The organism is Vibrio albus (assembly GCF_003144035.1).
Lineage (GTDB): Bacteria > Pseudomonadota > Gammaproteobacteria > Enterobacterales > Vibrionaceae > Vibrio > Vibrio albus.
Window position 1 is genome coordinate 50,108 of sequence record NZ_QFWT01000008.1, and the last position, 24,031, is coordinate 74,138.

A 24,031-nucleotide genomic window follows, 5' to 3' on the forward strand; every position below is an offset into this window, starting at 1 on the left:
TTATAGTGTTTGCCAGTAAACTCGTTTACCACGTAAGCGAAGTGGAATCTGTTGTTAGTGATTAACCAAAATCACCGTTCACATAACCCTTAGTTCGGTCATCTTTTGGATCTTTAAAGATGATTTGCGTATCGTCATGCTCGACCAGCTCTCCCATCAGGAAGAAAGCGGTACGGTCTGAAATACGACGTGCCTGCTGCATGGAGTGAGTCACGATAACAATCGTATAGCTCTTCTTCAGCTCTTCCATCAGTTCTTCGATTTTGTGAGTCGCAATCGGGTCCAAGGCTGACGTCGGCTCATCCATCAGGATCACATCTGGTTCCATCGCAATGGTACGGGCAATACACAGACGCTGCTGCTGACCACCGGACAGACCGAAGGCATGAGATTTCAGGCGATCTTTCACTTCATCCCATAGTGCAGCACCGCGAAGTGACTTCTCTACGACAGCATCAATGTATTTTCTATCTTTGATGCCCTGAGCCCTAAGACCATACGCTACGTTCTCATAAATACTCATCGGGAACGGGTTTGGCTTCTGGAATACCATGCCGACTTTAATACGCAGATCCGCTACGTCGATATTGCCGTAGATATCTTCGTCATCCATTTTCAGAGTACCGGTAATTTTCACCCCTTCAATAAGATCATTCATGCGGTTTAAGCAGCGAAGCAGCGTCGACTTACCACAGCCTGAAGGACCAATCAGCGCCGTCACCTGGCGCAGGGGAATTGGCAGATTAATGGATTTCAGCGCCTGATTTTCGCCGTAAAAAAGGTCCAGATTTTCAATGCTAAACTTGTTCATATTCTCAATCTCTAAATTCTTTAAATCGTGTAATTGCTGTTCGTTAGGCTATGCGAAAATTAGTAAGTTGCCGTATTAAAGCGTTTTGCAATCAACTTAGTTATCATGTTGATGATAAGCACCACCACAATCAGAACTGTCGCTGTACCGTATGCCTGATTCCATTCATCAATGGTAAACAGCTCGGTAGTCAGCTTATAAAGATGAACCGTTAGTGTCCGGCCTGAATCAAGCAGAGATTCAGGAACCCGAGCCACCATACCTGCAGTCAGGAACACTGGTGCAGATTCACCAATTACACGACCAATACTCAGGATAACCGATGTTAAAATACCCGGTATTGCACTCGGCAGAATCAAACGCCAAATGGTATAAATCTTTGATGCTCCAAGACCGTATGACCCTTCACGATAAGTCTGTGGAACCGCCATTAAGGCTTCTTCTGTGGTACGGATAATCACCGGCAGGATCAAAATACTCAGTGTCAGTGCACCGGAAAGGATCGAGAAGCCAAGACCAAGAACCGCCACAAAGAACGTCATACCAAACAGGCCGAAAATAATAGACGGAATACCCGCCAGAGATTCGGTACAGAACCGAATCACTTTGACCAGTTTACTTCCGACTTTGGCATATTCAGTCAGGTAGATAGCCGTCATGATGCCCATTGGGGCCGCCACAGCAATAGAAGCGATGACCATATAAATCGTCGAAATGATCATCGGGAAAATCCCTTTCTCGTCAGTAGTCACGGTATATTTATCGGTAATAAATTCCCAGTTCACAAACTGAAGACCGTTTGACAGGATGTACCAGATAATCCAGAACAAGAAACCGACGGTTAACGCCGCGGCACCCCAGATAAACGCATGAAGAATCGTATCCTGGGTCTGACGGGCTTGTTTTAGTTTTACTTTATCCATCATTACTTACCTTGCTTTCTGACGGTTCAGATACAGTAGAGCTGCGTTAAGAACCATAATGAACACCAGCAGAACCACACCCGTTGCATAAAGTGCGTTTGCGTGAACACCGCTCGCATAAGACATTTCAATAGCGATGTTGGCTGTCAGCGTACGGGCTGAATCCAGAATGCCCTGAGGCATCGCAGGGGCGTTACCCATCACCATGATGATTGCCATCGTCTCACCCAGTGCTCGGCCGATACCGAGGATAACGCCGGTCATGATCCCTGAGCGTGCCGCTGGTACAAGCAGCTTAAAGATGGTGAAGATATGTGAGGCACCTAATGCCAGAGAACCCTCTTTATAAGAGCGGGGAACAGCCCGGATAGAGGTTTCAGATACGGTGATTACGGTAGGAAGAATCATCACGCCCAGAACGATGATTCCCGCCAGTATGGTATTACCTGCCGGCACCTGGAAAATATTCTGGATAAGCGGAACGATGATAACAAGACCAAAGAAACCATAAACCACTGAAGGGATACCTGCCAGCAGCTCGACCGCAGGGCGGATAATATCAGCCAGGCGTTTAGGGGCAATTTCAGCAATGAAAATCGCCGTAAGCACACCAATCGGAACCCCGACAACTACCGCGCCAAGAGTAGAAACCACAGAGGCGACAATCATGGTGTAAACACCATATAACGCAGGTGGTAGCCAATGCTCGCCAAATACGATGCCGGCAACACCCACTTCTTCGAATGCTGGAATACTCTCTTTAAAGATGAAATACGCAATAATGGCGAGAGAAATAATACCGATTACTGCACTGGTCAGGAATAAGCCGTGGAAAAAACGTTCTTTCCAATCCACACCGTCTTTACGGCGCAGTTTACTGATCTGGCTAGCTTCACTGCTCATAGGCTTGTCACTATTTGTTGCGATGGTCATAACAATCTCACATATCGATAAAAGTCGAGATGGGACGGAAAAAGCTCAGCCCTAAAACGTAACGGGCTGAGCAATAATTTTTTACTAGTCAGCTAAACTTATTTAACTGAGATGTAGCCGTGGCTGTCTACGATAGCCTGAGCGTCTGCATCCAGCATCCAGTCTAGGAATTTTTTCGTTTCAGCAGATGGTTTGCCTTCTTTGTAAAGAACAAGGAATGGGCGAGCCACTTTATAAGAACCGTTTTTAACGTTAGCAACTGTCGCTGCTGTACCGTCGATGTCCAGAGCGTGAACAGAAGAATCAACAGTACCAAGAGAGATGTAACCGATAGCGTAAGGGTTTGAAGCAACCATAGTTTTCAGACCACCGTTACCGTTAGCAACCTGAGCACGCTGAGAGATAGCCGATACTTTTTTGCCGTTGATTTTCATTTTCAGCTTCATGATGTCTTCGAAAGCACCACGAGTACCAGATGCAGTATCACGAGTGATTGCAACAATAGGCTTGTCCTGACCACCAACTTGTTTCCAGTTAGTCAGTTCGCCTTTATAGATAGCAGCAACCTGCTCAGCAGTCAGACCTTTAAGCGGGTTCTTAGGGTTAACAACTACAGCGATACCGTCACGAGCGATAACTTCTTGCTTCAGTGTTGGCTCTTTCTCTTTTTCTTTCAGATTACGAGAAGCCATACCTAGATCAGCAGAACCATTTTTTGCAGCTTTTACGCCAGCAGAAGAACCTGGACCCTGAACTTCAATAAATACGTCAGAGTGAGATTTCATGTAAGTTTCAGCGAAATATTCCATTAGCGGAGTGACGCTTGAAGAGCCAACTGCAGAGATGGTTTCTTTTGCAGAAGCTGTATTCACTGCTAGAGCACTTGCAAGAACGATTGCACCGATTACTGTCTTTTTCATTACAATTTCCTTTAGTGGCAGATTGCCGTTACTTTTCACTTGAACGGGTGTCACTTTAGAACTTGAATATGACGTTTGTGTTACACAAAGTTGAACCCTCTATGACATAAATACATATGGGAAATCGCATATATAGTAAATGCAACAGTGGGAAAGGTTTTATGAATTAATGGGTTAAAAAAAAGGAGCAACACCTGCTCCCTTTTTTATTCACCTATTCTTGTGGTTTTTTCTTTTTGGGAATGAAGACATCATCCCCTACAGAAACATTCTGATAATAGCTTTTATCTCTTTTAACCGGTTTCTTCTTAGCCGCCTTCTTCACATGCTGACGCTTATTCTTGGCTGCATCACCCTTTTTCACATTCGGCTTGCGAGGGTTAAGGCCCTTAAACTTGCCTTTCAGCCCATCCAGAACCGAAAATTCGATCGACTGCTGCAGGAAAGCCTCTACACGCTTAAAGCTGTCCCAGTCTTTCGGGCCAACCAGAGAAAGTGCTGTACCTTTATTGCCGGCACGTCCGGTACGTCCAACCCGGTGAACATACTCTTCGGTATGCTTCGGCATATCAAAGTTGATAACGTGTGTCACATTGGCAATGTCCAGCCCGCGGGAAGCCACATCCGTCGTCACCAGAATCTTAAACACGGCCCGCTCAAACTGGCTCATGATGGTATTACGCTGCGTCTGATTCAGATTTCCGCTTAGCGCCACGGCTTTGAGTTTTTTCTCATTCAGCTCTTTTGTCAGCCGCTCCGTATCAACCCGGGTCGCGGTAAAGATAATAACCTGCTTATAGTCGGCTTCTTCCAGAATACGATTCAGGATGGCTTCTTTATGGTCTAAGTGATCACACAGATAAAAAGACTGAGTAATGTCGGTATGTTCTGAATTCGCATGACCAATAGAAATGCGCTTCGGATCGTTAAGCATCTCAACCGCGATGTCATTCACTTCGGCATGATCCAGCGTCGCAGAGAACATCAGCGTCTGGCGGCGGCGATGCTTGGCTGCATTATGAATCCGGCGTAATTCCGGGGCAAAACCCAGATCCAACATACGGTCAGCTTCATCGAGAATAAGCGTATCCACCCCATCCAGGAACAGAGAACGGTGCTCCAGGTGATCCGCTAAACGTCCAGGTGTGGCCACAATAAATTTAGGGTATCGACGCAGAGCTTTAACCTGATCATTAAAGTTTTCCCCGCCCAGGATCAGTGTCGCCGTATAAGACAATCCACCCAGCATACTGCGCAGCTCGCCATACACCTGCTTTGCCAGCTCCCGGGTCGGTGCCAGAATCACGGCCCGTGGATCCCTTGCAGAAAAGGCTTTTGTTTTTAGTGCCTTATGCAACATAGGTAAGACAAACGCCAGCGTTTTACCAGAACCTGTTTTGGACGATGCCAGCAGGTCTTTCCCTGCTACAGCAACAGGGATTGCCTGACGCTGAATATCTGTCGCCTGTTTAAATCCGTAATGGTTAAGGTTTTTCAGTAAGCGATTATCTAAGCCTAAATCTTTAAATTGCAAGGGATGCTCCATCTAGCCTGTTTTCTGCAGGAAACAAATCAAAAAAATAACGCGCAATGATACCGTAAAGTATATAACTTTAGCACTAACTATTGACGAATCAGCTAAAGATTTACAGATCTCACCCCTTGTAATAAAGTGTGATTCTTATCAATTTTTATTATTTCCAATCACTTGGAGTTATCAGGTTACGCTATGGACAGTTTTACCGACCAATTACTTTTTTCTGCCTCTATTACCGGTCCGATCTGCCTGATGCTATTGTTAGGCATCATTCTGAAGCGCTTTCAGATGATCAATGATGACTTTATCGATGGAGCCTCGAAGCTGGTGTTTCAGGTAACGCTTCCTGCTCTGCTGTTTCTCAGCATAGTGAAATCAGATCACGACTTTTCCGCCAGTGCAGAGCTGATTACCTTTGGCATTGTTGCCAATGTGTTGTTTTTTCTGTTTACCAGCTACTCAACGAAAAAGTTGTTTAATGACCCAAACGATCAGGGGGTGATTATTCAGGGAGGTTTCAGAGCCAATACGGCAATTATTGCACTGGCCTATGTTGCCAACGCTTATGGCGATGAGGGTGTCGCTCAGGCCGCCGTATACGTGGCTCCGATGACGGTTCTGTATAATATACTGGCTATTATTGCCCTGACCCCAAAGGGGAATACCACGGGGATGCAAGCCTGGGCGCTGATCATCAAAACCATTACCCGCAATCCGCTGGTCATTGCCATCATCACCGGGTTCGCCTTTGTGATTCTTTCTATACCAATCCCCGATATGGTGGTGGATGCCGGTCAGTACTTTGCCAATATGACACTGCCTCTGGCTCTGCTTTGCACCGGAGGCACCCTTAACATGCGCTCTCTGAAAGATGATCAGGCTTCGACCTGGTTTTCAACCAGCTATCGTTTAGTACTCGCACCACTATTTATCACCGGCGGTGCTCTACTCGCGGGATTTCGAGGCCTTCCGCTCGGCGTTGTTTTCTTTATGTCCGGAGCACCGACTGCTGCAGCCAGTTATGTGATGGCAAGATCGATGGGGGGTAACGCGTCACTGGCGGCCAACATTATTGCTCTGACCACCATAGGTTCTCTGCTCAGCTGCACAGCGGGTATTTTTATACTGTCCAGCCTGTCGTTAATGTAACGGCTTTTTCAGCGGGTTACCGGGCAATATTCAAATTAAGCTGCAGATCAAAAGGCAGGACCGACAAGCGACGAGCCAGTGAACGTCGGGTACGTTCGATATCATCAACAGCGATAATGCCACTGTTTTCAGTATGCATATCAATGTTAACCCTTAACTCGCGTCCTACTTTAATCACGCCCGCGAGTTCCAGTTGCTGTCTTGCTTCTTTATTAACGGCCACCACACCCGCGCCGACTTTAGAGCGAATATCTTCATCCGGAGACATCATCAGCAGTTCACGCATGGCACCACACAACATATCAAACGGTACCTTAATGAAGTAGACCGACATAACACACATCATCAGTGGATCGGCATAAACGGCGTATTCTGCCAATGGAGAAAGGGTGACAATCCAGGCGATAACAAAACCTACCGTGACTGCCACACTCAACAGTGTGTCCATTTGCCACTGCTTAGACTCAGCCTCGACAAGGCCAGAAGAAAAATGACGGCTTCTGTTGGCGATAAACCACCAGGCATACCCGCAGCCAATCACGTTAACCACGCCAAACAACGTCGCGACCGAGGTATCAATATCGCGGCCACCAGTGAACAGGGCCGAAACAGCAGAATGAAGAGAATAACCGACAACCCCCAATATCACGGCTGCTTTTACCGCAATCACAATCGGCTCTAACATCGCTTTACCAAAGGGGAATTCTTTCGCAGAAGGCGTTTGAATGTATTTTGATACTGCCAGCGACAATAATGTTAACAGCAGGCTGACGGATGAATAGACACCATCAAACACGATAACCAGAGATCCCACCATTAACCCTAAAATCAACCCACCAACGGCAAATCCTGCTGCGAGGAGAGCTGAAAAAGTAAGAATCTTATTTTCCTGTTGACTTACTTTGGCACACATAAAATATCTCGGTAACAAACACGCTATTATTCTTTGTGAGACCGGGATAATTTACAAACGACATCTTCGTGAATGAAATGGATTGCAAGTAAAACATGAGAGCTAAGCAAGTAAAATCAATAAGATACACCGCCAACCTGGCGACAGCATTTTTGACAGTGACTGATGCGCCACCATTATGACCGGTCAAAAATCAAACAAAAAGTCATTAATTTTATCGGTCAGCCACTCAATGGCAGGGTGCTCCGTCATTCCGGTTGCCATCAACATACAGTAATCTTCCTGAGTCAGGCCATACGTGTGACGGATGACGGCCAGCTCTTCTTTCCGCAGAAAATGTCTTATAAGCGGCTCTGGTAATACACCCCACGCATCTTCCTGCAAAATAGTATTCAACATAATATCGAAGCTGGAAAAACCGATATACTGACGGGAAAAAGGCTGCAACTCGGGATTGTCTTTTTCATTCAGGTAAGCCATGGAGGCTTGCATCGCATTGAGTAAATCTTCATCCGTTACACGGCGTTTTTTAGCCAGTGGATGATTGGCTTTGCACACTGACATCATTCTAATTTTTCCCAGCGGCTGATAAATCAGGCGAGGATCATCAATCCGTTCATAATCAACCCCAAACGCATAGTCCACCTGACCCGTCTCAACTAAGTTAGCCAAATCCCCGCTGGATGCCAGCACAATATTAAATGAGGTAGCCGGAAATTTATTATTCAGCTTGTGCGACAGCTCCTGCCACAAATCACCTGGTAAGGAGTCATCCCGCCCAATCCAGATTTCAGCGTTAAACTCCCCGGAAACCTGTAAGCAGGTCTGCTTTATCCGGGCAGCGGTCACCAGCATGCTGTCACAATCTTTGTAGATCGCTTTACCCGCTTCAGAGAGGCTAAGGTGGTTGCCGGTGCGGACAAACAACTCAATCCCCAGCTCCTTTTCCAGAGACTTAATGGCCATACTCAACTTAGTACGGTTACACTCCAGTTGTCTTGCCGCTTCGGAAACGGATCCCGAATCCGCCACACGGCAAAATGCTTCTATCTGAGAAAAATTCATGGTTGTCTGTTTTCCTTTGACTAAGGCCAGGCACGCCCTATCGTACGCTTTGGGTTCTATTTGTACCGGATCTTCTGTAACAATCAATAGCGGGCTCTGTTTATGACCAAGCTACATGATTTACTGTATATTTTATGCCATACCACCAGACAGAGTCCGGTGGTACACTGTATTTCTATTTTATTCCGTAGTTAAAAGGTAAAGTGATGAATCCAATTCTTGCAATGTTGAAAGAAAACAATATTAGCAACGAACAGGTCAGTGAACTTTTTCAGGCACTGACACAAAACCCTCTTGCCGCCATGGCAACGATCAGTCAGCTGGGGCTACCTCAGGAAAGCCTTCAGGCATTGATGGGCCAGGTAATGCAAAACCCTGCGCTGATTGAAGATGCGGTAAAAGAACTAGGGCTGGATTTCTCAAAAGTCGAAGAGGCCAAAGAAAAGCTTCAGAAGTGAGTATGCCTTCCATTTAAATGACAAAAGGTCGCTGAAGCATCGCCACAGGCATGCCTTAACGACCTTTTTTATATCAAACAGGAAGTGGTCACTTCCAAATTATAAGGTGTACATCAGTACACAGGGTTATTCGTCAATCACACTTATCAGGCAGTCACGTTTTGTGATTTCATCGCCTGTATGTTCGTTATGGATGTCAATCTCTGCCTGCAATGCCGGAGATGCCATACCCTTGATGGGTTCTTTGAACTGCCGGCCATTAATCTCATATAGCCCCATATGGGCTGCAGCTTGTTTCATCTCTGCGATCACAACATTGATCCGGTCACGTATCGCCTCAAGCTCAGTAACCCTAATACCCATATCTTTAATCGCTTTTTTACTGGAAAAGACTTCCAAAGCAGCCTCAACCTTTTCTACGGTAGCCATTTTTCTCTCCTATTCTGAATAATAGAAATAGAAGCGGTAACGCATAAGTATATAAATGCATACTACTCCTGCATACCAGCCAAAGACTCTCTTCTAAAATTGTAGTCCCCTTTACACTGTTTTAGTAGTGACGACGACATCTTTAGATAGCGGCCTTCGGAGTTTTTTCATTACTTAATTCAAGCAGCATGGCGTTACCGCCAACAGCCGTAATATTCGTCGTGCGGGTCCTCTCTGTAATAAATCGCAGAACCAGCATCGGGTCACAGCATACCGGCATGGATGTAAAATCCGTTTCAGCCACCAGCGGCACAATCACCTCAGGCCGAGCAGCAAGCAACTTGTTCATTCTCCATGATGCTGATTCTTCGCCGACAAAGGCAACAGTACGAATATCATGCTCAAACAGAGACTTATAAGCCTCTGCCGGTGCGAATTGTATCAAGCCCTCAGGTATGCCCGCCCCCATTCCGGCCGTCATAATGATGCCGTTCAGCATACTGTTGTCACAACAGATAATGAGGCTGTTTCCCGCTATCAACATCGCTGAGAGCATCGCGACAGCCGGTTTAGCAACGGCATTTTCGTCAGAATCAATGATCAACAGACCTACGCCTCTGCCAGCGGTATATAACTCGTTCGTTTCCCCAGTCGGGCTGATCAAGTGATGTGTGGCTCCCGCTATCTGTGAGCCATGTGAAAGCTGGTAGTCAAACACCGTTTTTAGCTCACCGGTAAATTGTTCTCCTAAAGCCAGAACCGACTCTCTTTGTTCCCGAAAATCCAAAAGATTCCAGGACTCCCAGACCGTATATGAGCGCGTATAGAGGTTTCCTGTTTGGTTCATAGTACCGCTCCTTCCTTGTCGGCTGTTTGCTCCGCTTTTTCATAAGCGATCTGAGTAAAACGATACAGATAATGCGGACCGCCAGCTTTAGGCCCCGTACCGGAAAGCCCCTGACCACCAAACGGCTGCACACCGACCACAGCGCCAACCTGATTCCGGTTGATATAACAGTTTCCGATCCGGGCATGTTTTTCTATCCAACGATACGTCGTTTCATTCCGGCTATGTACCCCCATGGTTAAGCCATATCGGGTCTTGTTTATCGCCTCAAGCAACTGCGGTAGTTCACTCGCTTTATAACGGACAATATGCAGAACAGGGCCAAAATGTTCTTCGGTCAGACAGCCTATATCGGATATTTCAAAGGCGCACGGGGCCACAAAATCACCATTAGAACAGCATTCATCAAGTGCCAGCTGCTTAATCAGTGTCTGGCCCTCTTTCATCTCTTCAATATGCGCCAGCAATTTCTGCTTAGCCTGTTTATCAATCACCGGGCCAACATCCGTCTTATGCAGATAAGGCAGCCCTACAGACAGCTCCTCCATTGCACCGCCAATAACCTCAATAATGTGATCGGCAATATCTTCCTGCACACACAGAACTCTCAGAGCAGAGCACCGCTGACCGGCAGAAGCAAATGCAGAACGCAACACATCACGCACCACCTGCTCTGGCAGCGCTGTACTGTCGACAATCATGGCGTTCTGGCCGCCCGTTTCAGCAATCAGCGGTACCGGTGCTGCGTCACGTTCAGCAAGGGTTCGATTAATGCGCTGAGCTGTCACTGTTGAACCAGTAAAAGCGACACCGGCAATAGACGGATGCGAAGTAAGAGCCTGACCGATATCTGCTCCTTTGCCCGGCAGAAGCTGAATAACCCCGTCAGGAAAACCAGCCGACAACATCAGTTCCACCGCTCTAGCTGCAATAAGCGACGTTTGTTCTGCAGGCTTCGCTATCACCGTATTGCCCGCCATTAATGCCGCAGCAATTTGGCCAGTGAATATCGCCAGAGGAAAGTTCCACGGACTGATACAGACAAACACCCCTCTTCCTTTACGGGTCACGGTCATCATACGGCCATCAAAGGAGGCTAACCGCTCCGGCAGAAATACCGTTTTCTGATTCGCATAATAACGGCAAAAATCGACCGATTCCCGTACCTCGTCGATGGCATCATGAATGGTTTTACCGGCTTCTTTATGACAGATAGCGACCAGTTCGAACCAGTTCTCTTCCAGAAGATCCGCATATTTTCTTAAGTATTCCGCGCGTTCAGATACCGGGAACTGATGCCAGGTACTATAAGCGTTCTCCGCGGATTCCACCGCCTGAGCAACATGGCGGCTATCGGCATAGATAACCTCTCCGGCCTTAATATCCCGATCATAAGGGGCTGTGGCAACAACAGGCTGACGACCAGACAGATGCATAGTATCGAAATAGCAGCGGCCATTAATAACAGGGCCGGCAGTCCAGGTTCGTTTTATATACTGTGATACAGCATCAGTAAACGGCTTTGATTCGCTGTCAATATCAATGTTTATTCCTTGCGAATTTTTCCTGTCCGGATAGATATCCGGTGGGAGCGGAATCGCTTGGTTGTCGAGAGATGGCTGACTTAGCAACACATCGACCGGATGCTGAGTCAGCAACTCAACCGGGCACCTTGCATCGACCAGACGATGAACAAAAGAGCTGTTGGCCCCGTTTTCTAACAAACGCCGCACCAGATAGGGCAGCAGATCTTTGTGATTTCCCACCGGCGCATAGATCCGTACCTTCGAGCCATAGTCGTTTTTTACTTGGTTATACAAGGCTTCGCCCATACCATGCAGGCGCTGGAATTCGTACTGCCTGTTTTTACCCATCACGGCAATAGCCGTGACGGTCTGAGCATTGTGGCTGGCAAACTGAGGATACAGGTTCCTGTTAACGTGTTCACTCAGCACAAACCGGGCGCAGGCCAGATAAGAAACATCCGTCCCTTCTTTGCGGGTAAACACTGAGTAGTTATCATAACCCGCTTGTTGAGCCAGTTTAATTTCGCTGTCCCAGTAAGCCCCTTTAACCAAACGTACGGGGATCATATCGCCCTGTTCTGCCGCCAGACGATTTAGCCACGCGAATACCGGCAGAGCCCGTTTTGCGTAAGTCTGCACCACCAGACCAAATTGTCCCCAGCCTTTTACTACCGGATGACGGTACAGCTTTTCAAACAGTCGCAGAGACAGCTCCAGACGATCCATTTCTTCTGCGTCAATCGTCAGCGGTACATTCAGCTCACGCGCACGTTTGGCCAAAGTCAGCAGAGTTTCAAACAATTCACTCATCACCCGATCTTCGTTCGCTACATCGTAACGGGGATGAAGCGCAGACAGTTTCATCGAAATAGACGAAATGGATGGGTTGTTGCCTTCTGCCCTTTTACCGATAGCCTCAATCGCCCCCATATAATCATTGGCATAACGTCTGGCATCCCCCATCGTCAGAGCGGCTTCTCCCAACATGTCAAAAGAATAACAGAACCCTTTTTCCTGCTGAGGTTGTCCGTTTTTCTGCGCCTCTTCAATGGTTCTGCCCAGAACAAACTGATAGCCGAGTATTTTCATCGCCTGATTCATTGCCTGACGAATGATCGGCTCAGACAGTGTATTCACCAGACGGCTGATCGCCGAAACCGGGCTCGGATCTTTGGTCCCGTCTAACCCACACACTTTGCCTGTCAGCATCAGCCCCCAGGTCGACGCATTTACAAAAACCGAATTAGAGTGTTTAAGGTGGGATTTCCAGTCGGCCACGGCGAGCTTGTCGCGGATCAGCGCATCTGCAGTGGCCGCATCTGGAATACGCATCAGAGCTTCAGCCAGACACATCAGCAAAATACCTTCCTGAGTATCCAGGCTGTATTCCAGCAGCAGAGCATCTATCATCTGAACCGCGTTCTTATCTGCCCGGATTTTCTGGATCAGCGTGGTGGCTTTTAGCGCCATTTCCGCCTTTTCTTGCTCAGAAGGCGTCGCCAGGGGAAGCAGCTCTGATAGTAATTCTGACTCGTCCACCATATAGAGGGGCGAAATCATCGGCCATAATTTATCCAGAGGCTGCCCGATAAATTCAGGGGTTAACACATCCTTTGCTTTAAACATCCATTTACCTCTCGCCCTAGTATTACCTGCGTTAAGTATGGTTGTGTTTTAAGAAAATGAGTGCTTTTTATGCCGGAAAAGGAAAGTGCTATGCAATAAAAAAACCCGAACCTTAATGGCTCGGGCCTTTATCCTATCTAGTGTTCAACGGTTATTTGCTGAGCTTATAATAGACCGTTGCCAGAGGAGGCAGTCTCAATGCGAGAGATTGATCCAGACCTTCACTCTCTTTGGCTTCCGTTTTCACTGTCTTATACACTTCAAAACCGCTGCCGTGATACTTCTCATCATCCGTATTCAGAATCAGCTCATAAGCACCTTTGTTTGGTACCCCCAGACGGAAGCGTTCATGAGGAACCGGGGTAAAGTTGGTCACCACAAGAATACGCTCACCGGATTCACTGATCCGTTCATGAGCCAGGATACTTGCGTCGCGCTCATCTTGCAGACGCCACTCGAAACCAGCCGGATCGCAGTCCTGATCGTGCAGGGCTTGTTCTGCACGATACAACCTATTCAGATCACGGGTCAGATTCTGAACCCCCTGATGACGCTCATAATCCAGCAGGAACCACTGCAACTGATCATTATGATTCCATTCCGCCGTCTGGCCGAATTCGGTGCCCATAAAGTTCAGTTTTTTACCAGGCTGACCATACATATAGCCCAGATAAGCACGCATGTTAGCCGTCTTCTGCCACTCGTCGCCCGGCATTTTGTCCAAGATTGAACGCTTGCCATAGACCACTTCGTCGTGCGACAGAGAAAGCACATAGTTCTCACTGTGAGCGTAAATCAACGGGAACGTAATGGTATTATGGTGATACTTACGGTGTACCGGATCTTCCTGAACATAAGACAAACTGTCGTGCATCCAACCCATGTTCCATTTAAAACCGAAGCCCAGGCCACCAAGGAAGGTCGGCGTGGAGACACCCGGGAACGCCGTTGATTCTTCCGCAATCGTCATTGCGTTCGGGTAATATTTGTATATCTCTTCATTCACCCACTTGAACATGGCGATGGCTTCGTAGTTTTCGTTACCACCGTCAATATTTGGTATCCACTGGTCGTGGCTACGTGAATAATCCAGATACAGCATAGAAGCTACTGCATCCACACGAATACCATCGATATGGAACTGTTCAAACCAGTACAGGGCATTGGATACAAGGAAGCGTCTTACTTCTTCGCGGCCCACATCGTAGATAAATGAGTTCCAGTCCTGATGCCAGCCACGGCGCGGATCAGGATCGTGATACAGAGGTGTTCCGTCGAAGTTGGCCAGCCCGTGACCGTCCGCCGGGAAGTGCGCAGGAACCCAGTCCAGAACCACACCAAGGCCAGCCTGGTGACACTGATCAATAAAGTATTTGAAATCATCCGGAGAACCAAAACGACTGGTCGGCGCAAACAGGCCAACCGGCTGATATCCCCATGACCCATAGAACGGGTATTCGGATACCGGCATCAACTCAACATGGGTGTAGCCCATATCCACCAGATACGGAATCAGTTCTTTTGCCAGATCCCGGTAATTCAGGAAGTTACCATTTTCATCCAGCTTCCATGATCCAACATGCAGTTCATAGAAAGACAGTGCTTCTTTCGGCTTTTGCGTAACCGGACGCTTCTGCCATGTCTCATCCTTCCACTGATAACGGGTATGATCATAAGTAATAGAGGCAAAAGACGGGTGCTGCTCAGCGTAGAATCCCCAAGGATCCGCTTTATGCGGCAGGCCTTCGCCATGCGGGCCTTTTATCTCATATTTGTACTGAGTGCCTTCCGGCAGGTCAGGAACAAAAATCCCCCAGATACCGTAATCCAGCTTCTGCATTGGCTGGCGACGGCCGTCCCAGTAGTTAAAATCACCAATCAGACTCACCGAAGAGGCATGTGGTGCGTACACCAGAAAACGGGTACCCGAAACCTGATCACCATCACGCTCAAGGGTGATAAACTGGGAGCCCAGATGGTGGTACATATTAACCGGCGTATGCAGATCATCATATTCCGCATAAATAGCATGGTACTGGTATGGGTCATCAATAATCTGCTCCACTTCCCCCCAGTGAAATGCCAATTTATAATGGGTAAAGCTTAAATCCCGTTCCTGTTTCAGAACGAAACCACCCTTTTCTTCTTTCTCAAGCTCTATTCTTGGCTCATCACCAACAATCAGTTCAGCCTTATCTGCCCCTGGCATCCACACTCTCAGAGCAACACCATTAGTTCGGTCATACGGACCCAGGAAGGAAAAAGGATCTGAAAAAGCAGCCTTTTCAAGCTTACTGTAATTTTTCTTCTCTCTAGAAATAGTTGCTGTTTTCAACTGACGTCTCCCATCTATCTTAAAATTAATTCTGATAAAAAAAACAAACACTTCCTGTGCCATTTTTTATTCTGGCAACGATTATGCAAATAATTGTAAAAAATAACAAATCAAAACGATAACTTAAATTTAACGAAAAAAATACCCGCTACACAGCGGGTATTAATAGCGTAAACATTATTTTAACGAATTCTATACGAACATAGAGTGACAGAACTTCAATTCTCAGCTTAAAAAACCTAAAAGTTTCAATGAATAGACGAAAGCGTGCTTACCTTTCGTCACCGTCCCTGCTGAAGGTTTGGTTATGAAAGATAAACACGCCCTAATGTTAAAGAACGGTGTTTCGCTTACTGGCTTGTGTCTCGACGCACTTCCGTCAACCGGTTCGCAATGTGGTTCACTTCTTCACGGCCAAACAGCTGATCTAAGTTAACCGACAGTTTACGTCGCCAGTTCGGGTATTCATCCACTGTACCCGGAATGTTAACCGGCTGATCCATTTCCAGCCAGTCTTCAAGCTGAACACTTAGCAAAGCAGAGGCACCCGCAGCCAGATGTAGCTGTAATGCTTCACTCAGATAATGATCCATAGGTACCAGCTTCGCATCCATTCCAACCCCTTCAGGAAGCAGTCCGTGCCAGGCAATACTGTTTAGAATCTCCTGCTTACTCTTCAGGCGGTCATCAAACAACCCTTTTAACTGCTCTTCGTCAGGATACAGACCCAGCTCCTGGCCTGTTTTTAAATCATCACAGTGCCAGAATCCGCGTAACGTCGGCATATCATGCGTACACAAGGCAGACATAGATTGTTCTGTATAGTGGGATGGGGAGTAAAAACCACCATCTTCAGACGTTTCAAAGAAGAACACTTTATAAGAGTGGATACCTGCTTTCGCCAGAATATCAACCATTTCATCCGGAACCGTACCCAAATCTTCACCAATCACGCTGCATTGCATGCGATGAGATTCCAGTGCCAGAATCGCCAGCATATCCTCTACCGGATAATACATGTACGCGCCTTTCGTCGCGCCTTCGCCTTCTGGTATCCACCACAAACGTAGTAGACCGAGAACATGGTCAATACGCAGTGCACCACAGTGCTTCATATTGGCACGCAGCAGCTTGATGTACGCATCGTAGCTGGTCTCCGTCAGTACCTGCGGGTTCAGCGGTGGTAATCCCCAGTTCTGTCCCAAAGGCCCAAGAATGTCCGGTGGCGCACCAATGCTCACGTCCTGCAGAAGGTTACCTTCGTCTGCCCAGGTTTCAGAACCAGAGTTTGCTACACCAACGGCAAGGTCACGATAAAGGCCAACCGTCATCCCTTTCTCTTCAGCCAGAGACTGAGCTTCTTTGATCTGACCATCGGCAATCCACTGCATATACATATACAGATTCACTTGATCACGGTTTTCGTCTATAAACTTAGTGACCGCCGGACTGTCAAACGTCTGATACTCTTCCGGGAAGGCTGGCCAGCCCCACATATCTGAATTCTGAGCGTGCAGCTCAGCGTGCAAGGCATCAAAAGCCGCCTGATGCAGAAGGCTTTCACCCCCTTCTTCAACAAAGTCCAGGAAGTGTCTTGCTCGATCAGAACCGGTGTCTAGGTGACGGGATTTAAATTCCGTGTACAGCAGCGGCAATACACTCATTTTCAGATCAGACACTTCGCTGTAATTCACCCAGTGAGTATCACGTGCCTGTTGCAGGCGTTTCTGGAATTCAGCGCTGCCAACCAACTGCTGGGCTTCGGCACTCAGAGAAAACTCAGGTACAGAGCTCACATCAATATACAGAATATTCAGCCAGCGACGGGAAGATGGGCTGTAAGGGCTAGCCCCTTCCGGGTTAGCCGGGAACAGAGAATGGATCGGGTTAAGGCCGATAAAATCACCACCACGAGAAGCGATCTCCGTGACCAGTTGTTTCAGGTCGCCAAAGTCACCAATCCCCCAGTTATACTGGGTGCGCAATGTATAAAGCTGAACACTTGGCCCCCAGATTTTCTTCCCTTCTTCCAGTGCACTTTGCTTAAAACAAGACTGTGGCGTGATGATTAAGGTCATAGTATATGGAGTTTTGCGACGTTTTCGGCTAATCAGTAGCTTGTGATAACCCCACTCCAGATCCTGAGGAAGTTGAAATACAAGATCGCCACCTTCTGCACGTTCATCACGTACAATCTGTGACTGCAGGTATCCCTCAAGAACGTTTCCCTGCTCGGTTTCCAGACGCCAACTGAATTCGCTTTCTCTGGCGCTAACACCAAGATGCAAAGGTACTTCTACCGGCTCGCCACTTCTTACGACCAGCACAGGGGCCAGGACACCCTTTTTGTGCTTCTTTTCTGCTGACTTAAGCAGATTTTCATCACTGGATGTGTCATAGCCTAATGATGCAAGCAAACGAAGAATAGTGTCATCTTCCACATAGGCTTCGTCTCCCCACGCGCTTATATAACGGTCTGCAATCCCAGCCATATCTGCGACTTGCTTTAACGCTGATGGTTGTTTTAATACTGATTGTTCTTTCATCGCTCTCTCCGAAGGGGTCACCACACCTTCATTTTTTGTAGGGATACCAAATCCAGTAATAGTTTGCTTTTATTATGATTGTCATAACCTTAGAAAGGAAAACTGCTAGTGGTTTCGGTATCAGCCGGAGCGAAATGCTCCGGCTTTATGCATCAATAACGGATTAACGGTGGACAGCTTCCAGCTTCCAGATGTTATTTACATAATCACGAATACTACGGTCGGAACTGAACTTACCAACCAGCGCCGTATTCAGAATGGCTTTGTGTGCCCAGCCTTCCTGATCACGATACTGCTTATCCATGGCTTCATGCGCTTCAACATAAGAAGCGAAGTCCGCCAGACACAGGTAAGGGTCTCCACCGTCCAGAAGCGAGTCGTAAACCGCTCGTAATCTTCCTGGTTCACCCGGAGTAAACTCGTCACCCAGCAGCAAATCCATTGATGATTTCAGCAGGTGGTCCGCATTGTAGTAATCAAATGGGTTGTAGCCGCTCGCTTTTAATTTTTCTACGCCATCGACTTCCAAACCAAAGATATAGATGTTTTCGTCACCCACTTCTTCACGGATTTCAACGTTCGCACCATCCATCGTACCGATAGTCAGAGCACCGTTCAGAGCCATCTTCATGTTACCGGTACCCGATGCTTCTTTACCCGCAGTAGAAATTTGCTCAGAGACATCCGCAGCCGGGATAATGATCTCTGCCATGCTAACGCGGTAATCAGGAATAAAGACGACTTTCAGCTTGTCAGCGATACTTGGATCGTTGTTGATCTTCTCAGCCACTTTATTGATGGTGTAGATGATCTCTTTCGCCAGGTGGTAACCAGGTGCCGCTTTCGCTGCAAAGAAGACCACACGCGGAGCCATATCGAATGTCGGATCATTCTTCAGACGATGATACATAGACAAGATGTGCAGCAGGTTCAGATGCTGACGCTTATACTCATGCAGACGTTTGATCTGAACATCGAAGATAGCATCTGTATTCAGCTCGATACCCATGTTTTCCTGAACCCAGTCAGCAAGACGCTGTTTGTTGGCTTTTTTCACTGCCATGTACTGCTTCTGGAAAGCTTTATTGTCGGCATATTGAGCAATATCAGACAACTGTTCCAGGTGCGCCGGCCACTGATCACCAATTTTATCGGTAATAAGCGCAGACAAACCAGGGTTACAGAACTTCAGCCAGCGACGTGGAGTCACACCATTGGTCACGTTCTGCAGACGCGTTGGATACAGTTCGTTGAATTCTGGGAACAGGTCACGTTTCACCAGTTCAGAGTGCAGTGCAGCCACACCATTGACCGCGTAAGAACCTACAACACATAGGTTAGCCATACGAACCATGCGGTGGAAACCATCTTCAATGATCGACAGCTTGCGTTGCTTCTCAACATCACCAGGCCATCTTGAACGTACTTCTTTCAGGAAGCGGTGATTGATTTCATAAATGATTTCCATATGACGCGGAAGCAGGCGTTGAATCAAAGATTCTGACCAGGTTTCCAGTGCTTCTGGAAGCAGTGTGTGGTTGGTGTAGGCGAAAGTATGAGAACAAATTTCCCATGCCTCTTCCCAGCTCAGATCGCGCTCATCAATCAGAATGCGCATCAGTTCAGGAATGGCGATAGTCGGGTGCGTATCATTCAGTTGAATGGTTTCGTACTTAGGAATATCTGCCAGCTTGTGGCCTGCTTCGTCGTGACGGCGAAGGATATCGCGTACCGACGCTGCACTGTGAAAATACTGCTGCATCAGGCGAAGTGTTTTGCCTTTCTCGTGGTTGTCGTTCGGGTAAAGCACTTTAGTAATGTTACCTGAATCGATCAGTGCGTGCTGCGCTTCAAAGTAGTCGCCGTTGTTGAAACTTTCCAGAGAGAACGGAGCAATAGCCTGACATTCCCAAAGACGCAGTGGGTATACAGTGTTGCTTTCATAACCAACAATTGGCAAATCCCAAGGCATACCTTTAACAAACATGCCAGGAACCCATTTGCGTTTCTCAACACCATTCTCGTATACAGCTTCTACATGACCATAGAAACCGATTTCCTGAGCAAATTCAGGTCGAGCCACTTCCCAAGGGTAACCTTCCACACCGCGCCATGCGTCTGGTGCTTCTTTCTGGTGACCATTTTCGAAAGACTGCTTAAACAGACCATACTCATAGTGCAGACCGTAACCTACAGTCGGGAATTCCTGTGCGGCACAAGAATCCATAAAACAGGCAGCCAGACGGCCAAGACCACCGTTACCCAGAGATGGGTCTCGTTCTTCTTCAAGAAGGTCGGTCAGGTTTTGTCCCAGCTCAGCCATTGCTTCGGTGATCTGCTCGTACAGTCCCATGCTGATCAGGTTGTTCCCTGTCAGGCGACCAATCAGAAACTCCAGAGACAGGTAGTTAACGCTTTTCGCATTTTTAATTCTGTCATCGTTTTCTGTTTGCAAAAGATCCAGTGTCGTATGCTCAGCCAGAGCTTTCCCCATGGCCAGGTACCATGCATGAGCATCGGCGGTCTCTTCTGTTTTAGCGTAAGTTGCTGATAGGTGTTTCTTCACATCAGCCTGAAATAATGCTTTATCAAACTTTTTCTGTTCAGTAGGTTTCATAGTGAAATCTCGTTAATTTGACTTAATCCAACTGCTGTCTATCCTGCATCGACATACAAAGCAGAACATCCTCCTAACCAAAACCGAGGCAAGGAGGAGTACTCAGGGCGTAGCTACGCCCCTGACATTCGCCTCAAGATCGATATCACAATATTCGACGCTTCCTGCATCAAAAGAGTGACAAAGATCACGAGCAACGACTCTATTCCTATGTGTTCTTCTCCTCACACACCTCATGAGAAACAGAGACGGCATATTAAAGAAAAGCTGACAATCCACCAAAATGCCACTTTGATCACAGATTAGTTCCTCGGCGACTTCAGCTTCTCATCACCTGCCAATCCGACAAATACAACCTAAAAATGTCTCTGGCTACCTTATATAGGGTTTATTACACCCACATACTCTTGTATAGGCATACGGTAAAATTTGGCCATTTTCACGAACATTATGAGACATCAATCACATATCAAAGGCGTAGAACGAGCCATGGCTCAAAAATTTATGCATATAAGAGATTGATCATGGTTCGTAGACGGGAAGCTGTTTTACGCTTTCGCGTGTCTTATTTCTTTCACTAATCTAGAATCCGGCGGTGTATTGCCGGATCACACAGTACATAAGGCATGAAAGAAGAGCCTGTTTGGTATAAAAAAGTAGACGTAATTATAAAGGCAGACTATGTGGATCCCTTCAAAATTAACGAAACCCGGCCGACTGCATAACGCTATTGTCAGACCTCGGGTACTGGATATTTTACAACAAGCCCCTTTATATAAACTGGTGTTGTTCCGCTCGCCTGCCGGCTACGGGAAAACCACCATGGCGGTTCAGTGGCTGGCAGACAAACCTCATGTCGGATGGTACAGCCTGGATGAGAGTGACAACGATACGTTCCGCTTTATCAACTATTTCCTTCAGGCAATTAATAAAGCAACAGATAACTGCTGTCCAAACTCGCAGACATTAGCGGAGCGACGACAGTTTTCCTCATTGCGCTCTCTGCTCAGTGAGCTGTTTTCTGAATTGTCTCAGTATCACCATAAGTTTTACATCGTCCTGGATGATTACCACCTCATTGATAATGAAGAGATCCATGAGGCCATTCGCTTTTTCCTGAAAAACCAGCCAGACAACGTTACGCTGGTGATCACCAGCCGGACCACACCTCCACTGGGAACGGCGAATCTCAGGGTCCGTGATTTAATGATGGAAATCGACAACGAGCTGCTTGCCTTCGACACAGAAGAAACGACTCGCTTTTTTAATCAACGGGTTGCTGACGGCATCGATGATGCAACCGCCAGTAACTTACGGACCTATGTAGAAGGCTGGCCATCGGCTTTACAACTTATCGCGCTTCAGGCCCAACACCACCGAAAAACGCTGGCTCAGTCGGCAGAGTCTGTTTCACAGTTTAACCATGCCCATCTCTGGGATTATCTGGTAGAAGAAGTCTTTGATCTGCTCGATCCGGACATGCGCCGCTTCCTGATGCAGTGCTCTGTCCTGTCAACCTTTAACGACAAACTGGTGGCGCAGGTAACTCAGCGCGAAGACGCGTTGAGCATGCTGGAATCGTTAAACCGCTATGGTCTGTTTATCTACCCGCTGGAAGGTGAGCAAAACTGGTTCCGTTTTCATCACCTGTTTGCCGAGTTTCTCACTCATCAGCGCCATACCTGTATTCCTCAGGAAGAGAAGTCTCTTCACCAATTGGCAGCCCAGGCATGGATGAAACTAAACATTCCCCACCAGGCACTGTTCCATGCCAAACAGTCCGGAGACGATGCACTCGCGGCTCAGATTCTAAGAGATAAAGGCTGGCGTATGTTCAACCATGGTGAACTGGCCGTGATGGAAAACGCCATTACCCAGTTGGATAAAGAGTTTCTCTATGTGGATATGAAACTGCCGCTATTAAGAGCATGGCTGGCACAGAGTCAGCATCGGTATAACGATGTCGAAGATATGCTCAGAGAATCGAAAGAAGAAATAAGCCAGCGACATGTCACCCTGACCGCGAATGAAGAGGGCCAGGTTAACGTTCTTCTGGCACAGATTGCCATCAATAAAAATGACCCTCAAAGAGCACTGGAACTGGCTGAGCTGGCATTAAGTCAGTTGGACCCTGCGATATACCGCAGCCGGGTGGTCGCCACTTCGATTGTCGGCGAAGTTTACCACGTTCAGGGGCAACTCGACCGGGCATTGCCGCTGATGCAACAGACAGAAAAACTGGCCAGGCAATATGAGCTCTCTCACCAGGCGCTCTGGGCGATGTTGCAACAGAGTGAGATTCTGGTAGCACAGGGGTTTGTTCAGGCCGCCTATGAGCTGCAGGACAACGCGTTTAAATTTATAGAAGAACAGAGATTACAGCAATTGCCTTTGCATGAATTTCTGTTACGGATCCGGGCCCAGATCTACTGGTGCTGGAACCGGCTGGACGAAGCAGAAGAATGTGCCTATAAAGGTATAGAAGTACTTGATAGCCCGAATGAAAAAGACCACCTCCATAGCTACTCAATGCTTGCGCGCATTGCGATAGGCCGGGGCGAACTGGACAAAGCGGCCCGGTTTATTGAAAAAATCCAGCATCTGCTGCTGCAAACCACCTACCATGTTGACTGGGCAGCGAATGCCTCTATGTCGCTGGTCCTATACTGGCAAGCCAAAGACGATACCGATTCACTCTCGCACTGGCTGGACACCACTCAGCGGCCGGCGGAAGCAAGTAACCACTTTTTACAACTGCAGTGGCGAAATATTGCCAGAGCCCAGCTGGCCCTTGGCAAACTGGAACAGGCAGAAGAAACACTCAACTTTCTGTATCAGGAAACGGAAAAGTACGGATTAACGACCGATCATAACCGGAACCTGATTCTGAGTGCCGTACTGGCAGCGAGAAAAGAAGATGAAGGTCTGGCCGCTGACTATTTGAAACAGGCCCTGCATATGACCAACCAGACAGGAATGATTGGTAATTTCCTTATCGATGGTGCAAGTATAGGCTATCTGCTTGAGAAAATAAGCAGTAAAACGGGGCTTGGCGATCTGGAAAAACACCGGGCACAACAACTGGTCAAAAATATCTCCAGTAAACAGCGCAGTCGCTCTGTTCATTTTGACGAAGAGTTTGTCGACCGACTGATTAATCATCCGGATATTCCTGAACTGGTCAGAACCAGTCCGCTAACTCAACGGGAGTGGCAGGTTCTGGGGCTTATCTATTCAGGCTTCAGTAATGAGCAGATCGCTCAGGAGCTCGATGTTGCCGGAACGACCATTAAAACTCATATTCGTAACCTGTATCAGAAACTGAATATCGCTAACCGTAAAGAAGCTATCGAAACCGCTGAAGGGCTGTTAAAGCTGATGGGCTATTAAAGCTGA

General features: G+C 47.4%; 16 protein-coding genes. 3 read left to right on the forward strand and 13 right to left on the reverse strand.

All coding sequences use genetic code 11. The annotated features are described in order from the left end of the window. Window positions 1–61 precede the first annotated feature (61 nt). From pstB to DI392_RS14320, 5 genes are all read right to left on the reverse strand, one after another. The gene (pstB, locus tag DI392_RS14300; RefSeq protein WP_109320375.1) at window positions 62–811 is read right to left on the reverse strand and encodes a phosphate ABC transporter ATP-binding protein PstB; all 750 of its coding nucleotides are present in this window, start codon (window positions 809–811) and stop codon (window positions 62–64) included. Between the two features lie 59 nt (window positions 812–870). Beyond that, window positions 871–1,734, reverse strand: coding sequence for a phosphate ABC transporter permease PstA (pstA, locus tag DI392_RS14305; protein ID WP_109320376.1), 864 nt, complete (start codon window positions 1,732–1,734; stop codon window positions 871–873). Window positions 1,735–1,740: 6 nt separating this feature from the next. Further along, window positions 1,741–2,667 carry a phosphate ABC transporter permease subunit PstC gene (gene pstC, locus DI392_RS14310; protein WP_109320377.1) on the reverse strand — a complete coding sequence of 309 codons (927 nt, stop codon included), beginning with the start codon at window positions 2,665–2,667 and terminating at the stop codon, window positions 1,741–1,743. Between the two features lie 98 nt (window positions 2,668–2,765). Further along, window positions 2,766–3,587 (reverse strand): phosphate ABC transporter substrate-binding protein, encoded by an 822-nt coding sequence (locus DI392_RS14315; RefSeq protein ID WP_109320378.1) that lies wholly within the window; start codon window positions 3,585–3,587, stop codon window positions 2,766–2,768. 214 nt (window positions 3,588–3,801) lie between these two features. Beyond that, a complete protein-coding gene (locus tag DI392_RS14320) occupies window positions 3,802–5,133 on the reverse strand; it encodes a DEAD/DEAH box helicase (RefSeq protein ID WP_109320379.1) in 1,332 nt (443 codons plus the stop codon). 183 nt (window positions 5,134–5,316) lie between these two features. Here DI392_RS14320 and DI392_RS14325 point away from each other — a divergent pair, with 183 nt between their 5' ends. Next, window positions 5,317–6,273, forward strand: a complete 957-nt coding sequence (locus tag DI392_RS14325; protein WP_109320380.1) for an AEC family transporter — start codon at window positions 5,317–5,319, stop codon at window positions 6,271–6,273. Between the two features lie 16 nt (window positions 6,274–6,289). Here the strand turns inward: DI392_RS14325 and DI392_RS14330 are convergent, their stop codons facing one another. After that, complete coding sequence (locus DI392_RS14330) at window positions 6,290–7,186, reverse strand: cation diffusion facilitator family transporter (protein WP_109320381.1); 897 nt, start codon at window positions 7,184–7,186, stop codon at window positions 6,290–6,292. A 186-nt stretch (window positions 7,187–7,372) separates the two neighbouring features. After that, window positions 7,373–8,251, reverse strand: a complete 879-nt coding sequence (locus DI392_RS14335; RefSeq protein WP_109320382.1) for a LysR family transcriptional regulator — start codon at window positions 8,249–8,251, stop codon at window positions 7,373–7,375. 206 nt (window positions 8,252–8,457) lie between these two features. On the opposite strand from DI392_RS14335, the gene DI392_RS14340 reads away from it, so the two are divergent. After that, window positions 8,458–8,709 carry a DUF2999 family protein gene (locus DI392_RS14340; protein WP_109320383.1) on the forward strand — a complete coding sequence of 84 codons (252 nt, stop codon included), beginning with the start codon at window positions 8,458–8,460 and terminating at the stop codon, window positions 8,707–8,709. 126 nt (window positions 8,710–8,835) lie between these two features. On the opposite strand, the gene DI392_RS14345 is transcribed toward DI392_RS14340, so the two are convergent. The 6 genes from DI392_RS14345 to DI392_RS14370 all read right to left on the reverse strand — a co-directional run bounded on the left by DI392_RS14345 (window position 8,836) and on the right by DI392_RS14370 (window position 20,635). Beyond that, entirely contained in the window at window positions 8,836–9,138 is a 303-nt protein-coding gene (locus tag DI392_RS14345; protein ID WP_109320384.1) for a hypothetical protein, read from the reverse strand. A 142-nt stretch (window positions 9,139–9,280) separates the two neighbouring features. After that, window positions 9,281–9,985: a 1-pyrroline-5-carboxylate dehydrogenase gene (locus tag DI392_RS14350; protein ID WP_109320385.1), complete on the reverse strand. Its 705-nt coding sequence runs from the start codon at window positions 9,983–9,985 to the stop codon at window positions 9,281–9,283. Continuing rightward, window positions 9,982–13,137, reverse strand: coding sequence for a bifunctional proline dehydrogenase/L-glutamate gamma-semialdehyde dehydrogenase PutA (gene putA, locus DI392_RS14355; RefSeq protein ID WP_109320386.1), 3,156 nt, complete (start codon window positions 13,135–13,137; stop codon window positions 9,982–9,984). Before putA ends, DI392_RS14350 begins: the two co-directional genes overlap by 4 nt. Window positions 13,138–13,288: 151 nt before the next feature. Continuing rightward, window positions 13,289–15,472, reverse strand: a complete 2,184-nt coding sequence (glgB, locus tag DI392_RS14360) for a 1,4-alpha-glucan branching protein GlgB (protein WP_109320487.1) — start codon at window positions 15,470–15,472, stop codon at window positions 13,289–13,291. Between the two features lie 350 nt (window positions 15,473–15,822). Next, entirely contained in the window at window positions 15,823–18,018 is a 2,196-nt protein-coding gene (gene malQ, locus DI392_RS14365) for a 4-alpha-glucanotransferase (RefSeq protein ID WP_109320387.1), read from the reverse strand. 163 nt (window positions 18,019–18,181) lie between these two features. Next, window positions 18,182–20,635 (reverse strand): glycogen/starch/alpha-glucan phosphorylase, encoded by a 2,454-nt coding sequence (locus DI392_RS14370; protein WP_109320388.1) that lies wholly within the window; start codon window positions 20,633–20,635, stop codon window positions 18,182–18,184. 681 nt (window positions 20,636–21,316) lie between these two features. On the opposite strand from DI392_RS14370, the gene malT reads away from it, so the two are divergent. Further along, window positions 21,317–24,025 (forward strand): HTH-type transcriptional regulator MalT, encoded by a 2,709-nt coding sequence (gene malT, locus DI392_RS14375; RefSeq protein WP_109320389.1) that lies wholly within the window; start codon window positions 21,317–21,319, stop codon window positions 24,023–24,025. Window positions 24,026–24,031: the final 6 nt, after the last annotated feature.